Raw genomic sequence first — 15,888 nt, 5'->3', positions numbered from 1 at the left:
TCCTGCTCAAGCCGTCACAGCGCGAATAACGTCACTGCGCGATTGGAAAAGCTGCATCACCATGTCCATCAGCTTCTGCAACAACGCCGCTTCGGCCGCGTCTTTCTGCGCGACTTCATCGGCCAGGCTCTTCTGGCTGTTCTGCGCGCTCTGCTGCAGTACTTCCCGCTCCCGTGCGGCGTGCTCGGCGAGGCGCACCACGTTGGCCACCACTTGGCTTAAGTTCATCGACATGGCGCCGAGGGCGCGGCCGATTTCCAGTTTCTTCTCGATGCCTTTGCTGCCCATCTGGCTCAGCCAATCGGAGGTCTGGCCGACCTTCTGGGCCTTGAGGATTTCGCCCTCGAACCAGGCCTGTTCCTGGGCCGTCAGGGTGGCGCCCTTGGGTTTGAAATCGACGGTTGTCGGACGGGCGAAATCATCCAGGGTGTTGATCTTGTAGGTGGTCTTCGGGTCCCAGTCATCCCGGTGGCGCTGCAGTTTGAGGTCGCGTTCGAGGTTGCCGGCATCCAAGGCGTTGCGCCTGTGCAGGCCGATGTCGGCGTGTTTCAAGGCCTGCCCGTGAAGCGTCTTGACCATGGAAAAACCGGCGACGGCGCCGGACACCACGGCTGCGGTGATGGCACTGTGCAGCGCCGCCTGGCCGGATTCGACGATGGCCCTGCCCTGCGCCTTGGCCGCGTCGGATGCCATGACGGTGAAATGACCGCGCAATTGCGCATTGGCGACGCGTGCGATGTTCAGCGCGATGATCGCGGCCACCAGGACGTTGGCGTGTTTTTCCCAGGCGCCGGGGTCGAAGATCAGTTCGTTGCGCACTTCGTCGCTGAGCATCATCGAGGCCGCCAGGAAGTCTTGCCCATCCGCTTCGGTGAGCTGATAGGCGTTGATTCTGCGTTCGAGCTCAGTCGCCGCGATGAAGCTGTCGCGTTTGAGTACCTGACTGGCGGTGGCCGCGTCGAACACCGCGGAATCGGAGCGATAGGTTTTGGACGGGTGCTCTGGGTTGGCATCGACCCGTACAGGGGCGATCCCGGTCGTAGCGTAAGGATTGATCATCTCGGATACCTGGGGTCAGTGATTGATTTCAAACATGCCGAACCATGCTCAGGCTCACGGCATGGCTGCGTTGCAGGTCGGCGAAGACCTGTTCGATCTGTCGGGTTCTGTCGCGCATCGCTTGCCCGTAGTCCTCGACCACCTGGGTCAGGTACCGGCTGATTTCCTCGCTGATCGCCATGCGCACCCGCACGTCCGCCAGGTGCACGGCGGCCTGGGCCTGGTGCTTGCCGCTCTGGATCTGCAAACCGCCCTGCACTACCACGTTGCCGAATTCGGTCAGGGCCTGGGCGATCTCCAGGTTCGCGGCATAACGGGCCAGCGTCACCGGGTCGGCGCCGTGGGTGATGAACCCGCGGAGCTGGGTGAGCGCTTGCGTCAGGGTGTTACCGACGGACGACGCCATCTGCTTCATGGCCTGCATCGCGGCGGGCGCCGCCTGGGAGGCCACCGAGGCGAGTTTCGAGGCGACGGCATTCACCACTGGCCCGATCACCTGCACCCCGACAATGGCAACCAGGGCCAGCGCCGCCAGGGTCGAGATCACGCCTTGGATCATGCCGGCGATCTGCGCGATATCCCGGGCCTTCTCGGGATCGACGCCGAAATCGATCAAGAGTTGGGTGTAGAGCTCGGTGAAGCGCTTGATGGCTTCCTGCATCGCGTCGGTCAACGGTTTCATGGCCTCGGCCATGAACGACTTGCCGGTTTTTGCCTCTACCACCACATCGGCAAACATCACAACCATGCCAACCACCCCGACCACGATCAACGGCAAGTTGCCGGTCATGACCCCGGCAACGATAGTGACAGTGGCCACTATCGCCCCGACGATCTTGCCGATGCAGCCCATGGTTTTCTGGAGCGCCTCGGCCTTGCGGACTTCTTCCAGGTATTTATCCGACTCACGCTTCATGTGCTCCTGAAGCTTGACCTGCAATTCCTGGAACAGCTCCTGGCTGAGTTCCTCTTTGTTCTGCGCCGCCTCGCCCAGCAACTCGATGATCTTCAGGCGATTGAGCAATGCCAATGCACTGCTGCTGAGGGCTTTCTCATCGGTGTCCTGGGTGGCGGGGCCACTGATGCCGGACGCCACCACCCGGTTGACCACGCCGCTCAGGGCGTTGGCAAAGGCATTGGCGATCCCGATCAGTTTCAGATGGGCCTCGGTCGCCGCATTGAAAGCCTGGGTGTGGCCGGCCAGCTCGCCCTTGAGCTGGTCGCGACGGGCCAGCTCCAGGGCGTATTCGGCGGACTCAGGGTCCAGCTGCGCCAGCCGGGCTTCGCTTTCGGCCAGCAAGCCCTGCAGATGCACGACCCGCTCATGCAATTGCTCAAGGTGTTCCTGGCTGCTGCCGACCTGTCCTTCGGCTGCCGCCCAGGCCTGGAGGGCCGCGGCGTAATCGGCCGACAGGTTTTCCAGCCCTTGTTGCCGAGCGCTGGCCATGCTCTGCAGCATCGCCAGGCGGTTCTTCAGTTTGTTGACGTCCACTTCACCGATCAGCTCACTGATCATCGCCATCAACAGCGTGAACAGGTCGCCATTGGTTTGGTGCTGGTTGCCATCGGCCCGTGGCGGCGGCGCGTGCAGCACCGGCCGGCCAGTGCCGACGGGAGACGAACCGGCACGGCCTTCGTATTTCACTGACATCAAGTCCGCCAGGGCTTTGCGGCCGGCTTCCTGATAATCCGCGGTCCTGGCGGCCTTGCTGGCAGCAGGTCCGTATTTTTCAAAAGCCTCGGTGCGGCTCATTCCACCCGGGAACAGGGGGCTACGGGTAATGCCTATGTCAGTCATGTTCAGTCCTCCGAACAATGCGGTTCCATGTTGGCCAAGGTGTCGAGATACGCCTTGGCCTGCTCGCGCAGATCGTCCTGCGCGGCCTGTTCGAGCACGTATTCGAAACACAGCCGGGCCTTGCCGATCTTGCCCAGGGCCAGATGGCACTGACCGGTGTAGAACATCGGCCGGTAGTCGTTCTTGCCTTGGGCAAACGCGATCGCATACAGGTCGATGGCCTTCTGGTGGTTCTGCTTGAGCTGGTGCACCGCCGCCAGTCCCATCCAGTAATGGCTGTTGTAGAAGTCGTAAATGCACAGGAAGTGGAAGAACTTCTCCGCATCGTCCAGCCGTCCCTGTTCGTAGAACTGAAAGGCGAAGGCATACAGGCCGTCCATGTGCTCGTCGCTGAGGCCCTGCACGTCTTTCAACGCCGCGCCACCCAGCACGGCGTCCACGACCTCCAGTGCCACCTGCTCGTCTTGTTTGTTGTTGCGACTCATCGGCCACACTCCTGAAAAAACGCCAGCGTCGCTGACCTGTGCATTGAGCCAAGAATGCAGCCAGCCACGCTGCCAAATAGCGCTCATTCGCCTTGGCACCAGCCCACTGTCGAACACTGCTCCTGTGGCGAGGGAGCTTGCTCCCGCTGGGCTGCGCTGCAGCCCCTCTTGAGGCTCACTCGATCAACCTGCCCCACCGCGCCGCCAGCTTTCAGGGCCGCTGCGCGCCCCAGCGGGAGCAAGCTCCCTCGCCACGGGTCGGGGCAAGCTCCAGTTTGTGCTGTGCATTCTTCGGCCTCACGCCTGCTCCACCTGCTCCAACCAGATCAACAGACGCAGCACCTCTTCGATCTCCTGCACCTGAAGGAAGCTGTAGCGCTGGTGGGTCTTGAAGATGCGCCGGGCCAGGGCCACGTCGTTGACCACCGGCACCCCGACCTCCTTGGCATACGCCCGCACGGCCAGGGCGCGCTGGTTGGTTTCCATCAGAGAAATGAACGGCAGCAAAGTGATTTCCGGACGGAAATACACGCCGATGGCGATGTGGGTCGGGTTGGCGATGATCATGCGCGAGCTGCGCACGTCGGACTTGACCTGTTCCGACAACAGCTCCATGTGCAGGTCGCGGCGGCGACCCTTGATCTGCGGGTTGCCATCCTGCTCCTTGTGTTCACGCTTGACCGAGTCCTTGTCCATCATCTGGTCTTTCATGAACAACCAGTATTCGCTGAGCGCATCGAGCACGACGATCAGCAGGACACACGCGAGGAAGGCCAGCACCAACACCAGCAACAAATGCCCCCAGATCTGGAACAGCGCCGCGGGCTGGGCGAACAGTTGGCCGAACAGCAATTGCCGCTGGGTAACCCAGACGATCCACAGCGCCATGGCAAAACTGCCCAGGTACAACAACGCCTTGAACGTGTCCTTGACCGTGCGCAGGCTGAACAGCTTTTTGAAGCCGTTGATCGGGTTCAATGCGCCGAAATTCAGCTTCAACGCTTCGCTGGCCAATGCAAAACCGCTTTGCAACAGCGCCGGCAGCGCACTGGTCAAGACGCACACCAGCAGCAACGGCAGCAACGCCTTGAGCCCGACCAGCACCAGCATCGCCGAGTAGGCTTGCAGGTCAGCGTCAAAATCGCTGGCGATGATCCGCCGGTAAACCTGCATGACGTCACCCAGCGAACTGTTGAACACCATGTAGCTGATGCCACACAGGGTCAGGCAGGTGATCACCAGGTCCTTGGCCTTGAACGTCTGGCCTTTGCGTGCGGCATCCCTGAGCCGCTTGGCGGTGGGCTTTTCAGTCTTCGAGGCGCTGGACGACATGCCCACCCTCCGCCCCGCTCAGATAATCCGCCAACGCCTTGGAGGTCGTGCCCATGCGCAGGACTTCATCCGGCAGGTGCACGCCGAAATACAGCATCAACACCACCAGCGCCACCAGGCTCTTGACCGTCAGCGACACCGAGAAGGCGTTCATCTGTGGCGCATAGCGCGAGAGCAGACCGAGCAAGGCTTCGCTGATCAGCAACGCAGCCACCACCGGTGCGCTGATTACCAGGGTCTTGCTCACCAGCCCATCGAGCGCCCCGTGCAGGGCGGACAAATGTAGCTCGCAGCCGTGGGCCGGCGAACAGACCTGGTAACTGCGGGCAACGGTTTCGAGCATCAACAGCATGCCGCCGCCTTCGAGATAAACCGCCGCCGCGAACAACTGGAGGAAGTTCGCCAGCTCCGAAGTGTCGACGCCGTTGGCCGGATCCACCGTACTGCTGAGCATGGCCCCGCGCTGGTTGTCGATCAGGTTGCCCATGGCATGCAACACCCAGAACGGCCAGCACAACAGCACCCCCAGCACCACGCCGATACTCGCCTCGCGCACGATGAGGCCGAGCAGACCCACGCTGTCGACTGCCAGGGACGGCCCATCGACGTAGGCCCAGAACCCCAGCGCGACCAACACCATCACCGCCTGGCGTGCGACACCGGTCAGCACGCTGCTGTTGAGGAACGGCAGCATGAAGAAGATCGGCGCCAGTCGCGCCACACCCAGCACGGCTGCGGCGAACCAGGCATACAGGTCGAAAAACAATGTCACCGACATCGCCTAGCCCAGCGCCAGGCGGATGACTTCACGACTGAAATCCAGCAGGGTTTCGCCGTACCAGCCCGAGAGCAAAAACAGGCACGCGGCCACCGCCACCAGCTTGAAACCAAACGGCAGCGTCTGTTCCTGCAACTGGGTCACGGTCTGGATCAACCCGACCACCAGGCCGACCACCGTGGCGACAATAATCGGCCACGCCACCATCAGCAAAATCAAATACAGGGTCTTGTTGCCGGCATAGACCAGTTCGTTCATCGCCTGCGCCTATGCCAGCAAGGTCAGGTATTGCTTGACCAGACCGGTGGACAACAGCGCCCAGCCATCCAGCGCGACAAACAGCACCAGCTTGATCGGCACCGAGATGATCACCGGACTCATCATCATCATGCCCAGGGCCAGCAGGATGCTGGAGATCACCAGATCGACGATTACAAAAGGCAGGTACAGGTAGAAACCGATCTTGAAGGCGCTCTTGATTTCACTTAAGGCATAAGCCGGCAGCAGCGCAAACAATGACGGCGACAGCTGTTCATCCTCGGGCAAGCCGACGTCGTCTTCGCCCTGGAGCGCCTGGGCCCGCTCGAAGAACAGCGCCAGCTCCGGGTCGGTGTACTTGCGCAAGTAATCCTTGTAGCTGCCCAGGCCGTTCTCGGCAAAATCCACCACCGACTCGATGTCGGTGAAGCTCACCGCCTCGGTCTTGTAGTAGTCATGGCCCTGCTTGACCACCGGTGTCATGACGAACACCGCGAGCATCAAGGCAATCGCATTGAGCGCCATGTTCGAAGGCACCTGTTGCAAGCCCAGCGCGTTGCGCACGATGACGAACACGATGGAGAACTTGAGATAGCACGTGCCCGCCGCCACCAGGAACGGCAGCAGCGAAGCGAACGCCAGCAGCGCGATCAACGAGACGTCATTCATCGGCGCTGTTCCGATAGACCTTCAGCAACTCGACGCCCAGCTGTCCGTCCAGCTGCACCAGTTCGCCCTGGGCGACAGGCTTGCCATTGGCCCTGACTTCGATGTGTTGCGCCGCATCCTCCGCCAACGGGATCAACTGCCCGGCGATGATCTGCGCGAGGGTGGCGAGATCGACCTGATGAGTCGCAAGCACGAACTCCAGGCGCACCGGCAGCGTGCCCAGGTCGACATCGACCGTCGGCGGCTCCGCCCCTTCAGGACTGGCATCGCTCGGTTGCATGTGTAGACCCTCATGAGTAAAGGTGAAGACGCCGAGGCATCGCTCGGCCAACAGACAGTGGCGGGTTTGCTGCTGGATACGCAGGACATCGCCCTCGGCCAAGCGCATCCGATCCGCACCGCTGAGCTGGCTGGTGCCCAGGGCCAGCACCAGGTGCATCGGCAGGCTGTTCAGCCACGGATCGAGTCGCAGGGGCGCCTGCGTCGCGTCCGGGATCGGTAACCGGGTCAGCCAGAGCCTGCCCTGGGGCGTTTCGAGCCAGGGCAACTGCCTGACCGGCAATTGCGCCGGGGCCACCGGCTCGATGTCCGACAGCCTGCTGTAACGCAACTCGTCCACGGGCAATGGCAACGGTCTTGCCACCGCGCGGAACAGCTCGACGATGCTTGGCAATGGGCATTCATGCAGCAGCAACGAACGCAGCGTCGGCAGCGACCGATGCAGCCAATCCCGAGCCATGACCAACCCATGCCAGCACCCGCTATCAACCTGGGCGCAAAACCGCAAGTAACCGGGTCGCACCGGCAGCGTTCCCATACCGGCGTCACTGCCGGCATGCCGCCAGCGCTGGATGGCCTGGGCATGCGTGTGGGCCAAAGGATCGACCCGTCGCAGCTGCAATCCACTCATGGGAAAGATCCGGCCTGTTCATCCAGGTCCTCATCCAGTGGCTGACGCTCGCCCTGGCGCGACTGCTCGCCGTCACGCTCCACCAGGCGCCAGGCGGACTCGCGGGCCTGGGCGAAAGGCTCCCTGAGTTGTTCCAGGACCTGGGCATTGCTGGGGCTGAGGGTCAGGTTCCGAATGGGCTCCTCGACGGCCCGACTGATCGTCACCTGGCCGCTGGCGACTCCATTGTTGAACGGTACTTGCAGCCATCCGCGCTCTGACGCGGGCAACGTCTCGGCCGTGGGTTCGAGCGGTTGCGCCGGTGACGCCACGGGGGACGTGGCAACTGTGGGTGCAACCGGCTGCGCAGAGCGCACGCCCGGAAAGTTCGCCAACGCTTGGGGTAAGAGCTCATCGACGCCGGGCCACAACCGCAACGGGGTATCGCTCGACAAATCCAACGGTGTTGGTTCAGACAGCACCGAAGATGGCGTTGTTTTTTCACCGATGGACAAGGCAAGGTCCAAGCGTTGCGGCACCAACGGATGCATCCGCTGATCGACCGGCAAGCGTGCTGACGGAACAGGGATAAGCTTCACACCCCAAGCACTCGGTCGCGCCCCATCGGGCGCGGCGTTCTCCGTCCCCTGGGCACTGCGCGTCGAAGGCCAGGCGAGCGCAGAAGCGGTTTGCAGCGCGGCCCGATGCGGTCGAATCAGCGTAACCACCAAGTCCAATACGCCTTGTGGCAATTGATCCTCCTGCACCGGGACCAGCTTGTCGTGCAACTCATCCATCGGCTCATCACCGACCGGATCCAGGGCCTGGACCGGTCGAGCCGGCAGCAGGGACAACTCGTTCATCGCCACACACTCATCATCTCTTCCAATTCCCGTTCTTCCCGGCGAACCGCCTCGAGTCGTTGCAAGCGCAACGCCTGCCGGACAGCGTGCTCGTACTTGTCGTGTCTTCGCAGCAGCCCGCGCAGTTGCTCGTGCAGCTGCTGCAAGTGTTGTTCTAGCACCCGATATTGCTGATCCACCCGATCACGTTCGACACGCAACAGGTCGATCCGCCGGCGAATGACCGCCTGGGTCCGCAGCAGCGTCAGCAACTGTCCGTGGTCCAGCACGCAATCGTTGGCCCGGTGGCTTGCCAGTAAACGTTGCAGCGCCGCGTCCTGCTCCTCCAAGCCACAGCGCTCCAGCAGCAGTGGCTGCAACTGCTGTCGGGCACGCAACACCGCCTGCTCGCCACGCTGGCGGCGCAATTGACTGAACGCCAACAGGCGCCGCCGCTCAGCCAACGAGTTCATGCAGCCTGCGCAAGGTTTCGTCCGGCTCACAACGTTCACCCGTGGGCTGGCGCAACCATTGCTCAAGCGCCTCTCGACGCTGCATCGCCTGGTCGTTGGCCGCGTCTACACCTGGGCTGTACTCGCCCATGTCGAGAAAAACCTGCAGCTGTTCCAGACGCGCCAATAGCGCTCGGGTCGACGCCGCCAGTTGCTGGACCTGGGGCGTGGTGACCTGCATTGCCACGCGGCTGACGCTGCGCAAGACATCGATGGCCGGGTAATGCCCCTTGGCCGCCAGGGCTCGACTGAGGTAGATGTGGCCGTCGAGAATCGAGCGGATCTCCTCGGCAATCGGATCCGGCTCATCGTCACTTTCCAACAGGACGGTGTACCAGGCCGTGATACTCCCTGAAGCCGTCACCCCAGGTCGCTCCAACAAGCGCGGCAAGGCATCGAACACCGAGGCCGGATAGCCACGCCGCGCCGGCGCTTCACCGGCCGCCAGGGCCAGGTCGCGGCGGGCGCGGGCGTAGCGGGTCAAAGAATCAAGGAGCAACACCACGCGCCGCCCCTGATCGCGAAAATATTCGGCGATGGTGGTGGCTTTCAGCGCCGCGTTGCAGCGATCCACCGAGGAAAAATCCGCAGTGGCGTACACCACCACGCAGCGCGCACGCTTGGGCGACTGACGCAGGTGTGCGATGAATTCGGTCACCTCACGCCCGCGCTCGCCGATCAGGCCGATCACGAACACCTCGGCGTCGGTGTGCTCGATCAGCATGTCGATCAAGGTGGTCTTGCCGGAACCGGCAGCGGCGAAAATGCCGATGCGCTGGCCAATGCCGCAGGTCAGCAAGCCGTCGATGACCCGGATGCCGGTGGGCAAAGCCTCGGCCACCGGGCGCCGCTGCTGGTACGACGGTGGATCGGCATCCACCGGACAGTCCCGCTGCGCGACCGCCGTCGACGGCGCCAGGCGCTCGACCACCCTGCCCTGAGGATCAACCACGCTGCCGAGCAAGGCATCGCTGCAAGTTAGCTGCAGGGTCGCGCCAGTGGGCACGATCATCGACTCCCGAGACAAGCCCTTGGCATCGCCCAGCAGGCTGAGCACGACCGACCCGGGCTTGAAACCGATCACCTGGGCCCTGGCTGTCACCTGGGGCGAACGCCAGTGGCGGCGTACTTCACAGACCTCACCGACCACCACCGCCTCCAGCGCCGCCTCGATCAACGGGCCGCTCAGGCGCAAGGGGTGCGCGGCGTGTCGTTCCAGGCGCAGGTTCATCGACGCAGGATTTCCAACAGGGTTTCAATGGCCAGCACGAAGGCGTCCAACGCTTGAGCAAAATGCCCGGCATCGCTCAGGGCAAAGTTATTGGCCATCAAGCGCAACTCCAACAGCCCTTCGACCTCGCACAAGTGCAATTGCCCGGTGCGGGAAAAAGCATTGCCTTCCAGCAAGAACTGCATCAGTTCAAAGGCGCTATAGTTGAACACCTGTGGGGTCGCGTCGGCGACTGCAGCCCAGATCCATACATCGCCATTCACCATCGCGACATTGATATCAGGCAGGTTTTTCATCTGCATTTCTATCGTGCTGTGGCTGTCGAAATGGCCGATCTGATTGTCCACGCAACCGCTGTGACACAGCGCCTGGCGTAACAGACCGGCAAGATTCGTCGAGATCATGTTCAGTTTTCCCTAAAGCGTCTTGATGACATTGACCGAAACCGTCTCGCTGATTTCGCCGAACGACATCACGTCCAGCTCGCGGAAACGGCCCTCGATCAGCTTCTTGATGTAGCGCCGCACGTCCACCGAACACAGCAGCACCAAGTCCTTGTGGGCGATGTGCACGCTGTCCAGGCCGACGCTGAGGCGGTCCATCAGTTCCTCCGATTCGGCCGGTTCCAGGTTGAGGAAGCTGCCGCCGGAGGTCTGGCGAATACCCCGGCGCACCACCTCTTCGAACTCCGGCGACAACAGCAGCACGCGCAGGTCGTTGCCTTGGGCGAACTTGTTGCTGATGTAGCGGGCCATGGCGCCGCGCACGTGCTCGACCAGTGCCAGCACGTCCTTTTCCCGGGAGGCCCAGTGGGCCAGCGATTCGAGGATGAGCTTCATGTTGCGCACGGAGATGCGCTCGCCGATCAGGCGCTGCAGTACTTCGGCGATCTTCTGCACCGTGACGTGGCGATACACTTCCTTGAGCAGGTCGGGGTAGCGGCTTTCCATTTCATCGAGCAATTGTTTGGTTTCCTGCACGCCGAAAAACTCGCGGATGTTGCGCGCCAGCAGCGTGACCAGGCAGCGATAGCACTCCTCGTCCGCCGGACGCAGGTGATAACCCAGTTGCTGCACCCGCTCACGGTCGGCCGCGCCAACCCAGACGCCGCCCTGGCGATTGCTGTCGGTGCCGCGCACCAGGGTGAACCCCAGGGGCTCAAGCTCGGGCGAATAGTCCAGCAGGCGCCAGTGGTCGAAGTGGATGTCGAACTGTTCGGCGCGCACTTCATTGATCAGCACCGCCACTTGATGCGCCGGCAGCGCCTCGCTGGCCCGCAACCGGGGTTCGGGAATGCGCAACCCGTAGTCGACGAAGAACTGGCTGCGAAAGCGCGCAGCCCAACGTTGTTTTTCCAGCGCCGGCAGGCGTGCCGCAGGCACCAGAAGCATCAGTGCGACGGTCTCCGTGGCGATGTTGTCGACGTCTTCGAGCAGGCCTGACTCGGCCTGCGGCGCGTCCTGGCCAGAGGGTTCGACGCGCTGTTCGGCCGAGCCCTGGCGCCAGGCGCTGCGCTGGCGCACGAACACCACCAGCCCGAGCACGCTGGCAATGGCCAGGAAGGTCAGCAATGGAAAGCCCGGCAACAGACCGACACCGACCGCCAGCAGCGCGGTAACGCCGAGGACGAACGGGTTGCCGAGCATCTGGCTGAGCATATTACGGCCCAGGTTGCTGTCGTCGCCGTTGACCCGGGTGACGATGAACCCGGCGCCAATGGCGATCAACAGCGCGGGAATCTGCGCCACCAGGCCATCGCCGATGGTCAACAGGGTGTAGGTCGACAAGGCCGTGGACATGTCCATGCCCAGTTGACCGACACCGATGGCCATGCCGCCGATGAAGTTGACGAAAATAATGATGATGCCGGCGATGGCGTCGCCCTTGATGAACTTCATCGCGCCGTCGAAGGAGCCGTACAACTGGCTTTCGCGCTCCAGCACGCTGCGTTTTTCCCGGGCCTGGGCCGCATCGATGGCGCCGGCCTTGAGGTCACCGTCGATGCTCATCTGCTTGCCCGGCATGCCGTCCAGGGAGAAGCGCGCGGCCACTTCGGCGACACGCTCGGAGCCCTTGGTGATGACGATGAACTGGACAATGGTGACGATGGAGAAAATCACGAAGCCCACCACCAGGCTTTCGCCGATCACGAAGTCACCGAACGAGGCGATGATTTCACCGGCGTCGGCCTGGCTCAGGATCAGCCGGCTGGTGCTGATCGACAATGCCAGGCGGAACAACGTCGTCAGCAACAGCAACGCCGGGAACGTCGAGTAGCTGAGGATGCGCTCGATGTAGAACGAGCCCATGAACACCAGCAGCGAAATGACGATGTTCAGACCGATCAGCGCGTCCACCAGTACCGTGGGCAAGGGGATGATCAGCATGGCGATGATCATCACCATCAGGCTCAGGATCAGCAGTTCCGGACGTGCGCTGACATTGCGCAAGAACCCATTGAACATTCAGGTCAGGCTCCGGGGTGGCATCACGGACAACCGCCGCCGCGGCGCTGCTCGATGCATTCATGGGCATAGGCGACATCGGCCAGGCGGGTGAACCGTTGCGCCAGGCGCTCCGGCGCGTCTTCATCGACGAACAACGCCGGCGGCAGGCGCAGGCTGAGCCGGCGCACGGTTTGTAACAGCGCCGAACGGTCACGGTGAGAACTGAGCAGCACCGGCTCGCCCAAGGCACCGAGCAGCCACTGGTCAAGGTCATCGGGGTAGGCCAGCACACCGAACAGAAACACCAGCCAGTCAGCCTCATCGGCGTTATGCCGGCAGACGAGCGCATCGCCCAGCAGCGTGTCGATGAACAACACATCGGCCGAGCGCAGGTGCTTGAGGTCGGTCAGCCGCCCCAGCAGTTGGCCGAACTCGGCGTGGGAGCAACTGGGGTCCTGGGCACTGATGTCGGTGAGCAACGCGGCTTCGATGAAGGCCAGCACGTTCATGCGCTGCGACGGCCCATACAGGGCGATCCAATCCTGGTAGGCATCGAGCGGGCCTTCGTCAGATTCGAGAAAGTCGCGGTAGGTCTCGCGCAACAAGCCGGCCCGCACCGCCATGCTCGCGCCGAACAACCGCGCCTTGAGCGCCGCGTTGATCCCGGCGTTCATGCGCTTGGGCGAGCCTTGGGCAACTACTGTCTGCAATAGTGTTTCGAGGCGCTGGCGGGTGAGGCTTTCCAGTTTGCGCCGGCGCAACAGCGCCCGCAGCACCAGGGCCAGGTCGCTGTCGTCGGGGAACAGCTGCCGCGCCATCTCCAGCAACCACGCCACTGGTTTGTCCGCCAGCCGCGCCAGGCTCAGCACCTGCCGCGCCTTGGGTACGGTGTCGTCCTCCAGCACGCGCTCGAAAGTATCGGCTGGCGTTTCGGACTTGAGCTCGAACAAGCGTCGGCCGCGGAACTGGGTGAGCGCTGCCGACAGCTCGTCGCTGATCTGCACGATACGCTGCGCGACCGCGGTCGTGGCGCTGTCCTCCTCGTTCGCCTGCGCGTCGATCTGCGGCTGTGGATGCTCAGCGGCCTTCTCGCTGTTCAGGCGGGCCTGGGCGGCGCGTCCACCCAGGGAAACCGGCGGCAGGATCATGGTGACGACAGCCGGAAATAAGAACGACGCAAGCGCTCATGCTGCTCCGGGGTCAGCAACGGGCCGCCCGGTTCGAACGTAGCGGGCTCAAGGGCCTGGCGAATTTCCTGGGGTTGAATCAGGAACACTCGCACGGTGTTGGCCGAGCGGCTCTGGCGATAGCTGAACAACCGGCCGACCCAGGGGATCGAGCCCAGCACCGGGACCCGGCCGATCTGCTCGCCCTGGTCGTCACGGGTAAACCCGCCGACCAACAGACTCTTGCCCTGGGGCACCCGCGCCACGGTGCTGATGCGGGTGCGGCCCACCGTCGGCAACGCGCCCTGGCGCTCGTCCTGGGCCGGGCGCTCGACTTCGTTGCCGTCCTCGATGTTGAGCGACATTTCGATCTCGTCCGCCTGGGCGAAGCGCGGCAGCACGCTGACCAGGGTGCCGTAGGTCACGTGCTGCAGGTCGACGCTGCGCTCGCCCACCAGCGGCGCATAGAAGGTGCGGTTATTGTCGAAGATCGCCGGCACGTTTTCCTGGGTCAGGATCACCGGACGCGACACGACATTGGCCCGCTGGGTGCGCTCCAGCGCCAGCACGCGGGTGACGAACGACGCACCGTCCAGGGTGGTCGCCGAACCGGCGTTGAGCGAGGCGCTGAACGTACCGCCGGACTTCACCGCGCCTTGCCAGTTGATGCCCAGCTGATTGAGTTCGTCCTTGTGCAGGTCGATGATCCACAGCGACAGTTCAACGTGGCGTTTGGGCGTGTCCAGCGCATTCACCAGGTTCTCGATAAAGCGCACCTGCTCCGGCAGGCCCTTGACCAGCAGGCTGTTGGTGTCCGGGTAGGCCACCACGCGGATATTGCCGGCGGCTACGTCGCGGGCGAGGATGCGCGGCGCAGTGGGGTCGTGTTCCGAGGCTGTGTTCGCCAGGCCTTCAAGGGGAAATATCGGCATCATCGTCCGTGGTTGCGACCCTGGCGCCTGAGCGACCGTGGGCTCGACCGGCTGCTGCTCGCCGCGCAGCAACGCCTCGATCACGCTGGCCAACCCCGGCAGCGTGACCTTGTCATCGCGCAACTCGTACTGCCGATCACTGACGAAGGTATTGCGCACCTGGATCACGCCGATCTGCTGCTTGCCTAGCAGCAGTTCCGAGCGTTGGTTGTCCATCAACTGGGCGGCCTGCAACACCAGGTCGACGTAGATCGGCGGCCCGGACACATGAAAGGTGCGCAGGCCGTCATTGCGCAATGGGTAGCGTGGGTCGTGCAGCCCGGATTGTTTGAGGAATGCCAGCAGCCTGACCACCGTCAACGTCTGCAACGCGGCCATCGAGCTTTTGATTTCCGAGCCGTCGTACAGGTAAATCGCCTGGCCGTCGCTGTACCAGATCAGGCCCATCTGCGCGCTGATGCGCTCGAACGTCTGCTGTGGCGTGCGCAAGTCAAAGGTGCCGCCGACCCGCTTGGCCGCCGCCACCTTACTGACGATGACGGGCTTGCCGAGCACGCCGGACAGCTCGCTGAAGAACGTTCGCGCACTCTGCTCGCGGGCCTCGAAGCTGTAGACATCGGCCCGGGCCGCGAGGGGTGCAAGCAGCAGGAGCAAGGACAGGGACAACACGCGACGGCTCATCGGCTCATTTGCCCGGCAGGTAGGTGATGTCGGCCAGGCTGCTGGGGGCGAACCCAACCAGCTCGCGCACTTCCTTGGAAAAATGCGAGGAAGAGGCAAAGCCGAACGCCAGGGCCACGTCGGTCAGCGAACCGTTACCCAGGCTCATGTCCAACAACGCCTGGGCCGTGCGCCATCCGCGCAGGGCCGGCTTGGCCGCGCTGCCCAGGGCTTGTCGGCAGAGCCGACGAAAATGCGAGACCGACACGCCGTAGCGTTGTGCGAGGGTGTTGAGCTTTTCGCTGCGGGTGCCTTGCTCCAACAGAAAACGCACCAAGCCGTAGCTCTCATGCTGGCGCAACAACGGAACAACGGCGCGATAGCCCGGGGTGCCGCCCAGCGCCTGTTCGATGAACCAGCGTTCGAGCCGCGCCTGGGTCCGCACGACGTCATCCGCCACCGGCAACAGGGCCCACGGCGCGGCCTCGGTTCTTTTCGTGGCAAAGGCATCGCTCATGTCGAAGAACGCCTGCAGTTTCACCAGCGGCGCCGGGCAAACGGGCATTACCTGCCACTCGCCGCCGGAACACCTCAACGCGTCGCCCAGCACCACCAGGCCCTGCCAACCGCTCGGCAGGGCCTGGCAATGACTGCTGCATGCGCTGTCCAGCGCTACCGTGCCCTGGACGACTCGCAGGTGCACCATCCGCTCGCGCAGTTCAGTCAGTGCCGTGGAGCGAAATGATGTGTCTTGCACCGGTGTCTCCTCTGCAACGTGGCCAATGGAAGGAGCGACAGGATGGAAGGCGCGGCGCCTGAAATCTTGATGG

16 protein-coding genes are annotated in these 15,888 nt (G+C 63.2%); all 16 read right to left on the bottom strand.

Annotated features, from left to right (window positions below):
• Positions 1-6: 6 nt before the first annotated feature.
• The 16 genes from ACLEJQ_RS18640 to ACLEJQ_RS18565 all read right to left on the bottom strand — a co-directional run bounded on the left by ACLEJQ_RS18640 (position 7) and on the right by ACLEJQ_RS18565 (position 15,815).
• Complete coding sequence (locus ACLEJQ_RS18640) at positions 7-1,059, bottom strand: IpaC/SipC family type III secretion system effector (protein ID WP_440797267.1); 1,053 nt, start codon at positions 1,057-1,059, stop codon at positions 7-9.
• Between the two features lie 28 nt (positions 1,060-1,087).
• Positions 1,088-2,857 carry a type III secretion system translocon subunit SctE gene (gene sctE, locus ACLEJQ_RS18635; protein WP_440797265.1) on the bottom strand — a complete coding sequence of 590 codons (1,770 nt, stop codon included), beginning with the start codon at positions 2,855-2,857 and terminating at the stop codon, positions 1,088-1,090.
• 2 nt (positions 2,858-2,859) lie between these two features.
• On the bottom strand, positions 2,860-3,342 hold the full coding sequence (sicA, locus tag ACLEJQ_RS18630; RefSeq protein ID WP_440797264.1) for a type III secretion system translocator chaperone SicA: 483 nt from the start codon (positions 3,340-3,342) through the stop codon (positions 2,860-2,862).
• A gap of 297 nt (positions 3,343-3,639) precedes the next feature.
• Positions 3,640-4,674: an EscU/YscU/HrcU family type III secretion system export apparatus switch protein gene (locus ACLEJQ_RS18625; RefSeq protein ID WP_440797262.1), complete on the bottom strand. Its 1,035-nt coding sequence runs from the start codon at positions 4,672-4,674 to the stop codon at positions 3,640-3,642.
• Entirely contained in the window at positions 4,649-5,452 is an 804-nt protein-coding gene (sctT, locus tag ACLEJQ_RS18620) for a type III secretion system export apparatus subunit SctT (protein ID WP_440797260.1), read from the bottom strand. The genes ACLEJQ_RS18625 and sctT overlap by 26 nt, the downstream gene beginning before the upstream one ends.
• Positions 5,453-5,455: 3 nt before the next feature.
• The gene (locus tag ACLEJQ_RS18615) at positions 5,456-5,710 is read right to left on the bottom strand and encodes an EscS/YscS/HrcS family type III secretion system export apparatus protein (protein WP_109751523.1); all 255 of its coding nucleotides are present in this window, start codon (positions 5,708-5,710) and stop codon (positions 5,456-5,458) included.
• A gap of 9 nt (positions 5,711-5,719) precedes the next feature.
• A complete protein-coding gene (locus ACLEJQ_RS18610) occupies positions 5,720-6,379 on the bottom strand; it encodes an EscR/YscR/HrcR family type III secretion system export apparatus protein (RefSeq protein WP_440797258.1) in 660 nt (219 codons plus the stop codon).
• Entirely contained in the window at positions 6,372-7,289 is a 918-nt protein-coding gene (locus tag ACLEJQ_RS18605) for a FliM/FliN family flagellar motor switch protein (RefSeq protein WP_440797256.1), read from the bottom strand. The genes ACLEJQ_RS18610 and ACLEJQ_RS18605 overlap by 8 nt, the downstream gene beginning before the upstream one ends.
• Positions 7,286-8,131 (bottom strand): SpaN/EivJ family type III secretion system needle length determinant, encoded by an 846-nt coding sequence (locus ACLEJQ_RS18600; RefSeq protein WP_440797254.1) that lies wholly within the window; start codon positions 8,129-8,131, stop codon positions 7,286-7,288. The genes ACLEJQ_RS18605 and ACLEJQ_RS18600 overlap by 4 nt, the downstream gene beginning before the upstream one ends.
• Positions 8,128-8,583 carry a type III secretion protein gene (locus ACLEJQ_RS18595; RefSeq protein ID WP_440797252.1) on the bottom strand — a complete coding sequence of 152 codons (456 nt, stop codon included), beginning with the start codon at positions 8,581-8,583 and terminating at the stop codon, positions 8,128-8,130. The genes ACLEJQ_RS18600 and ACLEJQ_RS18595 overlap by 4 nt, the downstream gene beginning before the upstream one ends.
• Complete coding sequence (gene sctN / locus ACLEJQ_RS18590) at positions 8,567-9,853, bottom strand: type III secretion system ATPase SctN (protein ID WP_440797250.1); 1,287 nt, start codon at positions 9,851-9,853, stop codon at positions 8,567-8,569. Before sctN ends, ACLEJQ_RS18595 begins: the two co-directional genes overlap by 17 nt.
• Complete coding sequence (locus ACLEJQ_RS18585; RefSeq protein ID WP_440797248.1) at positions 9,850-10,257, bottom strand: Invasion protein B family; 408 nt, start codon at positions 10,255-10,257, stop codon at positions 9,850-9,852. Before ACLEJQ_RS18585 ends, sctN begins: the two co-directional genes overlap by 4 nt.
• Positions 10,258-10,269: 12 nt before the next feature.
• Positions 10,270-12,318 carry an EscV/YscV/HrcV family type III secretion system export apparatus protein gene (locus tag ACLEJQ_RS18580; RefSeq protein WP_440797247.1) on the bottom strand — a complete coding sequence of 683 codons (2,049 nt, stop codon included), beginning with the start codon at positions 12,316-12,318 and terminating at the stop codon, positions 10,270-10,272.
• A gap of 23 nt (positions 12,319-12,341) precedes the next feature.
• A complete protein-coding gene (gene sctW, locus ACLEJQ_RS18575) occupies positions 12,342-13,448 on the bottom strand; it encodes a type III secretion system gatekeeper subunit SctW (RefSeq protein ID WP_440797245.1) in 1,107 nt (368 codons plus the stop codon).
• On the bottom strand, positions 13,445-15,079 hold the full coding sequence (gene sctC, locus ACLEJQ_RS18570; protein WP_440797243.1) for a type III secretion system outer membrane ring subunit SctC: 1,635 nt from the start codon (positions 15,077-15,079) through the stop codon (positions 13,445-13,447). The genes sctW and sctC overlap by 4 nt, the downstream gene beginning before the upstream one ends.
• 4 nt (positions 15,080-15,083) lie before the next feature.
• Positions 15,084-15,815 carry a helix-turn-helix domain-containing protein gene (locus tag ACLEJQ_RS18565; protein WP_440797241.1) on the bottom strand — a complete coding sequence of 244 codons (732 nt, stop codon included), beginning with the start codon at positions 15,813-15,815 and terminating at the stop codon, positions 15,084-15,086.
• Between the last annotated feature and the right edge of the window lie 73 nt (positions 15,816-15,888).

This window comes from Pseudomonas sp. SMV71 (assembly GCF_052042015.1).
Classification (GTDB): domain Bacteria; phylum Pseudomonadota; class Gammaproteobacteria; order Pseudomonadales; family Pseudomonadaceae; genus Aquipseudomonas.
This window is presented reverse-complemented; position numbering and strand designations above follow the sequence as displayed.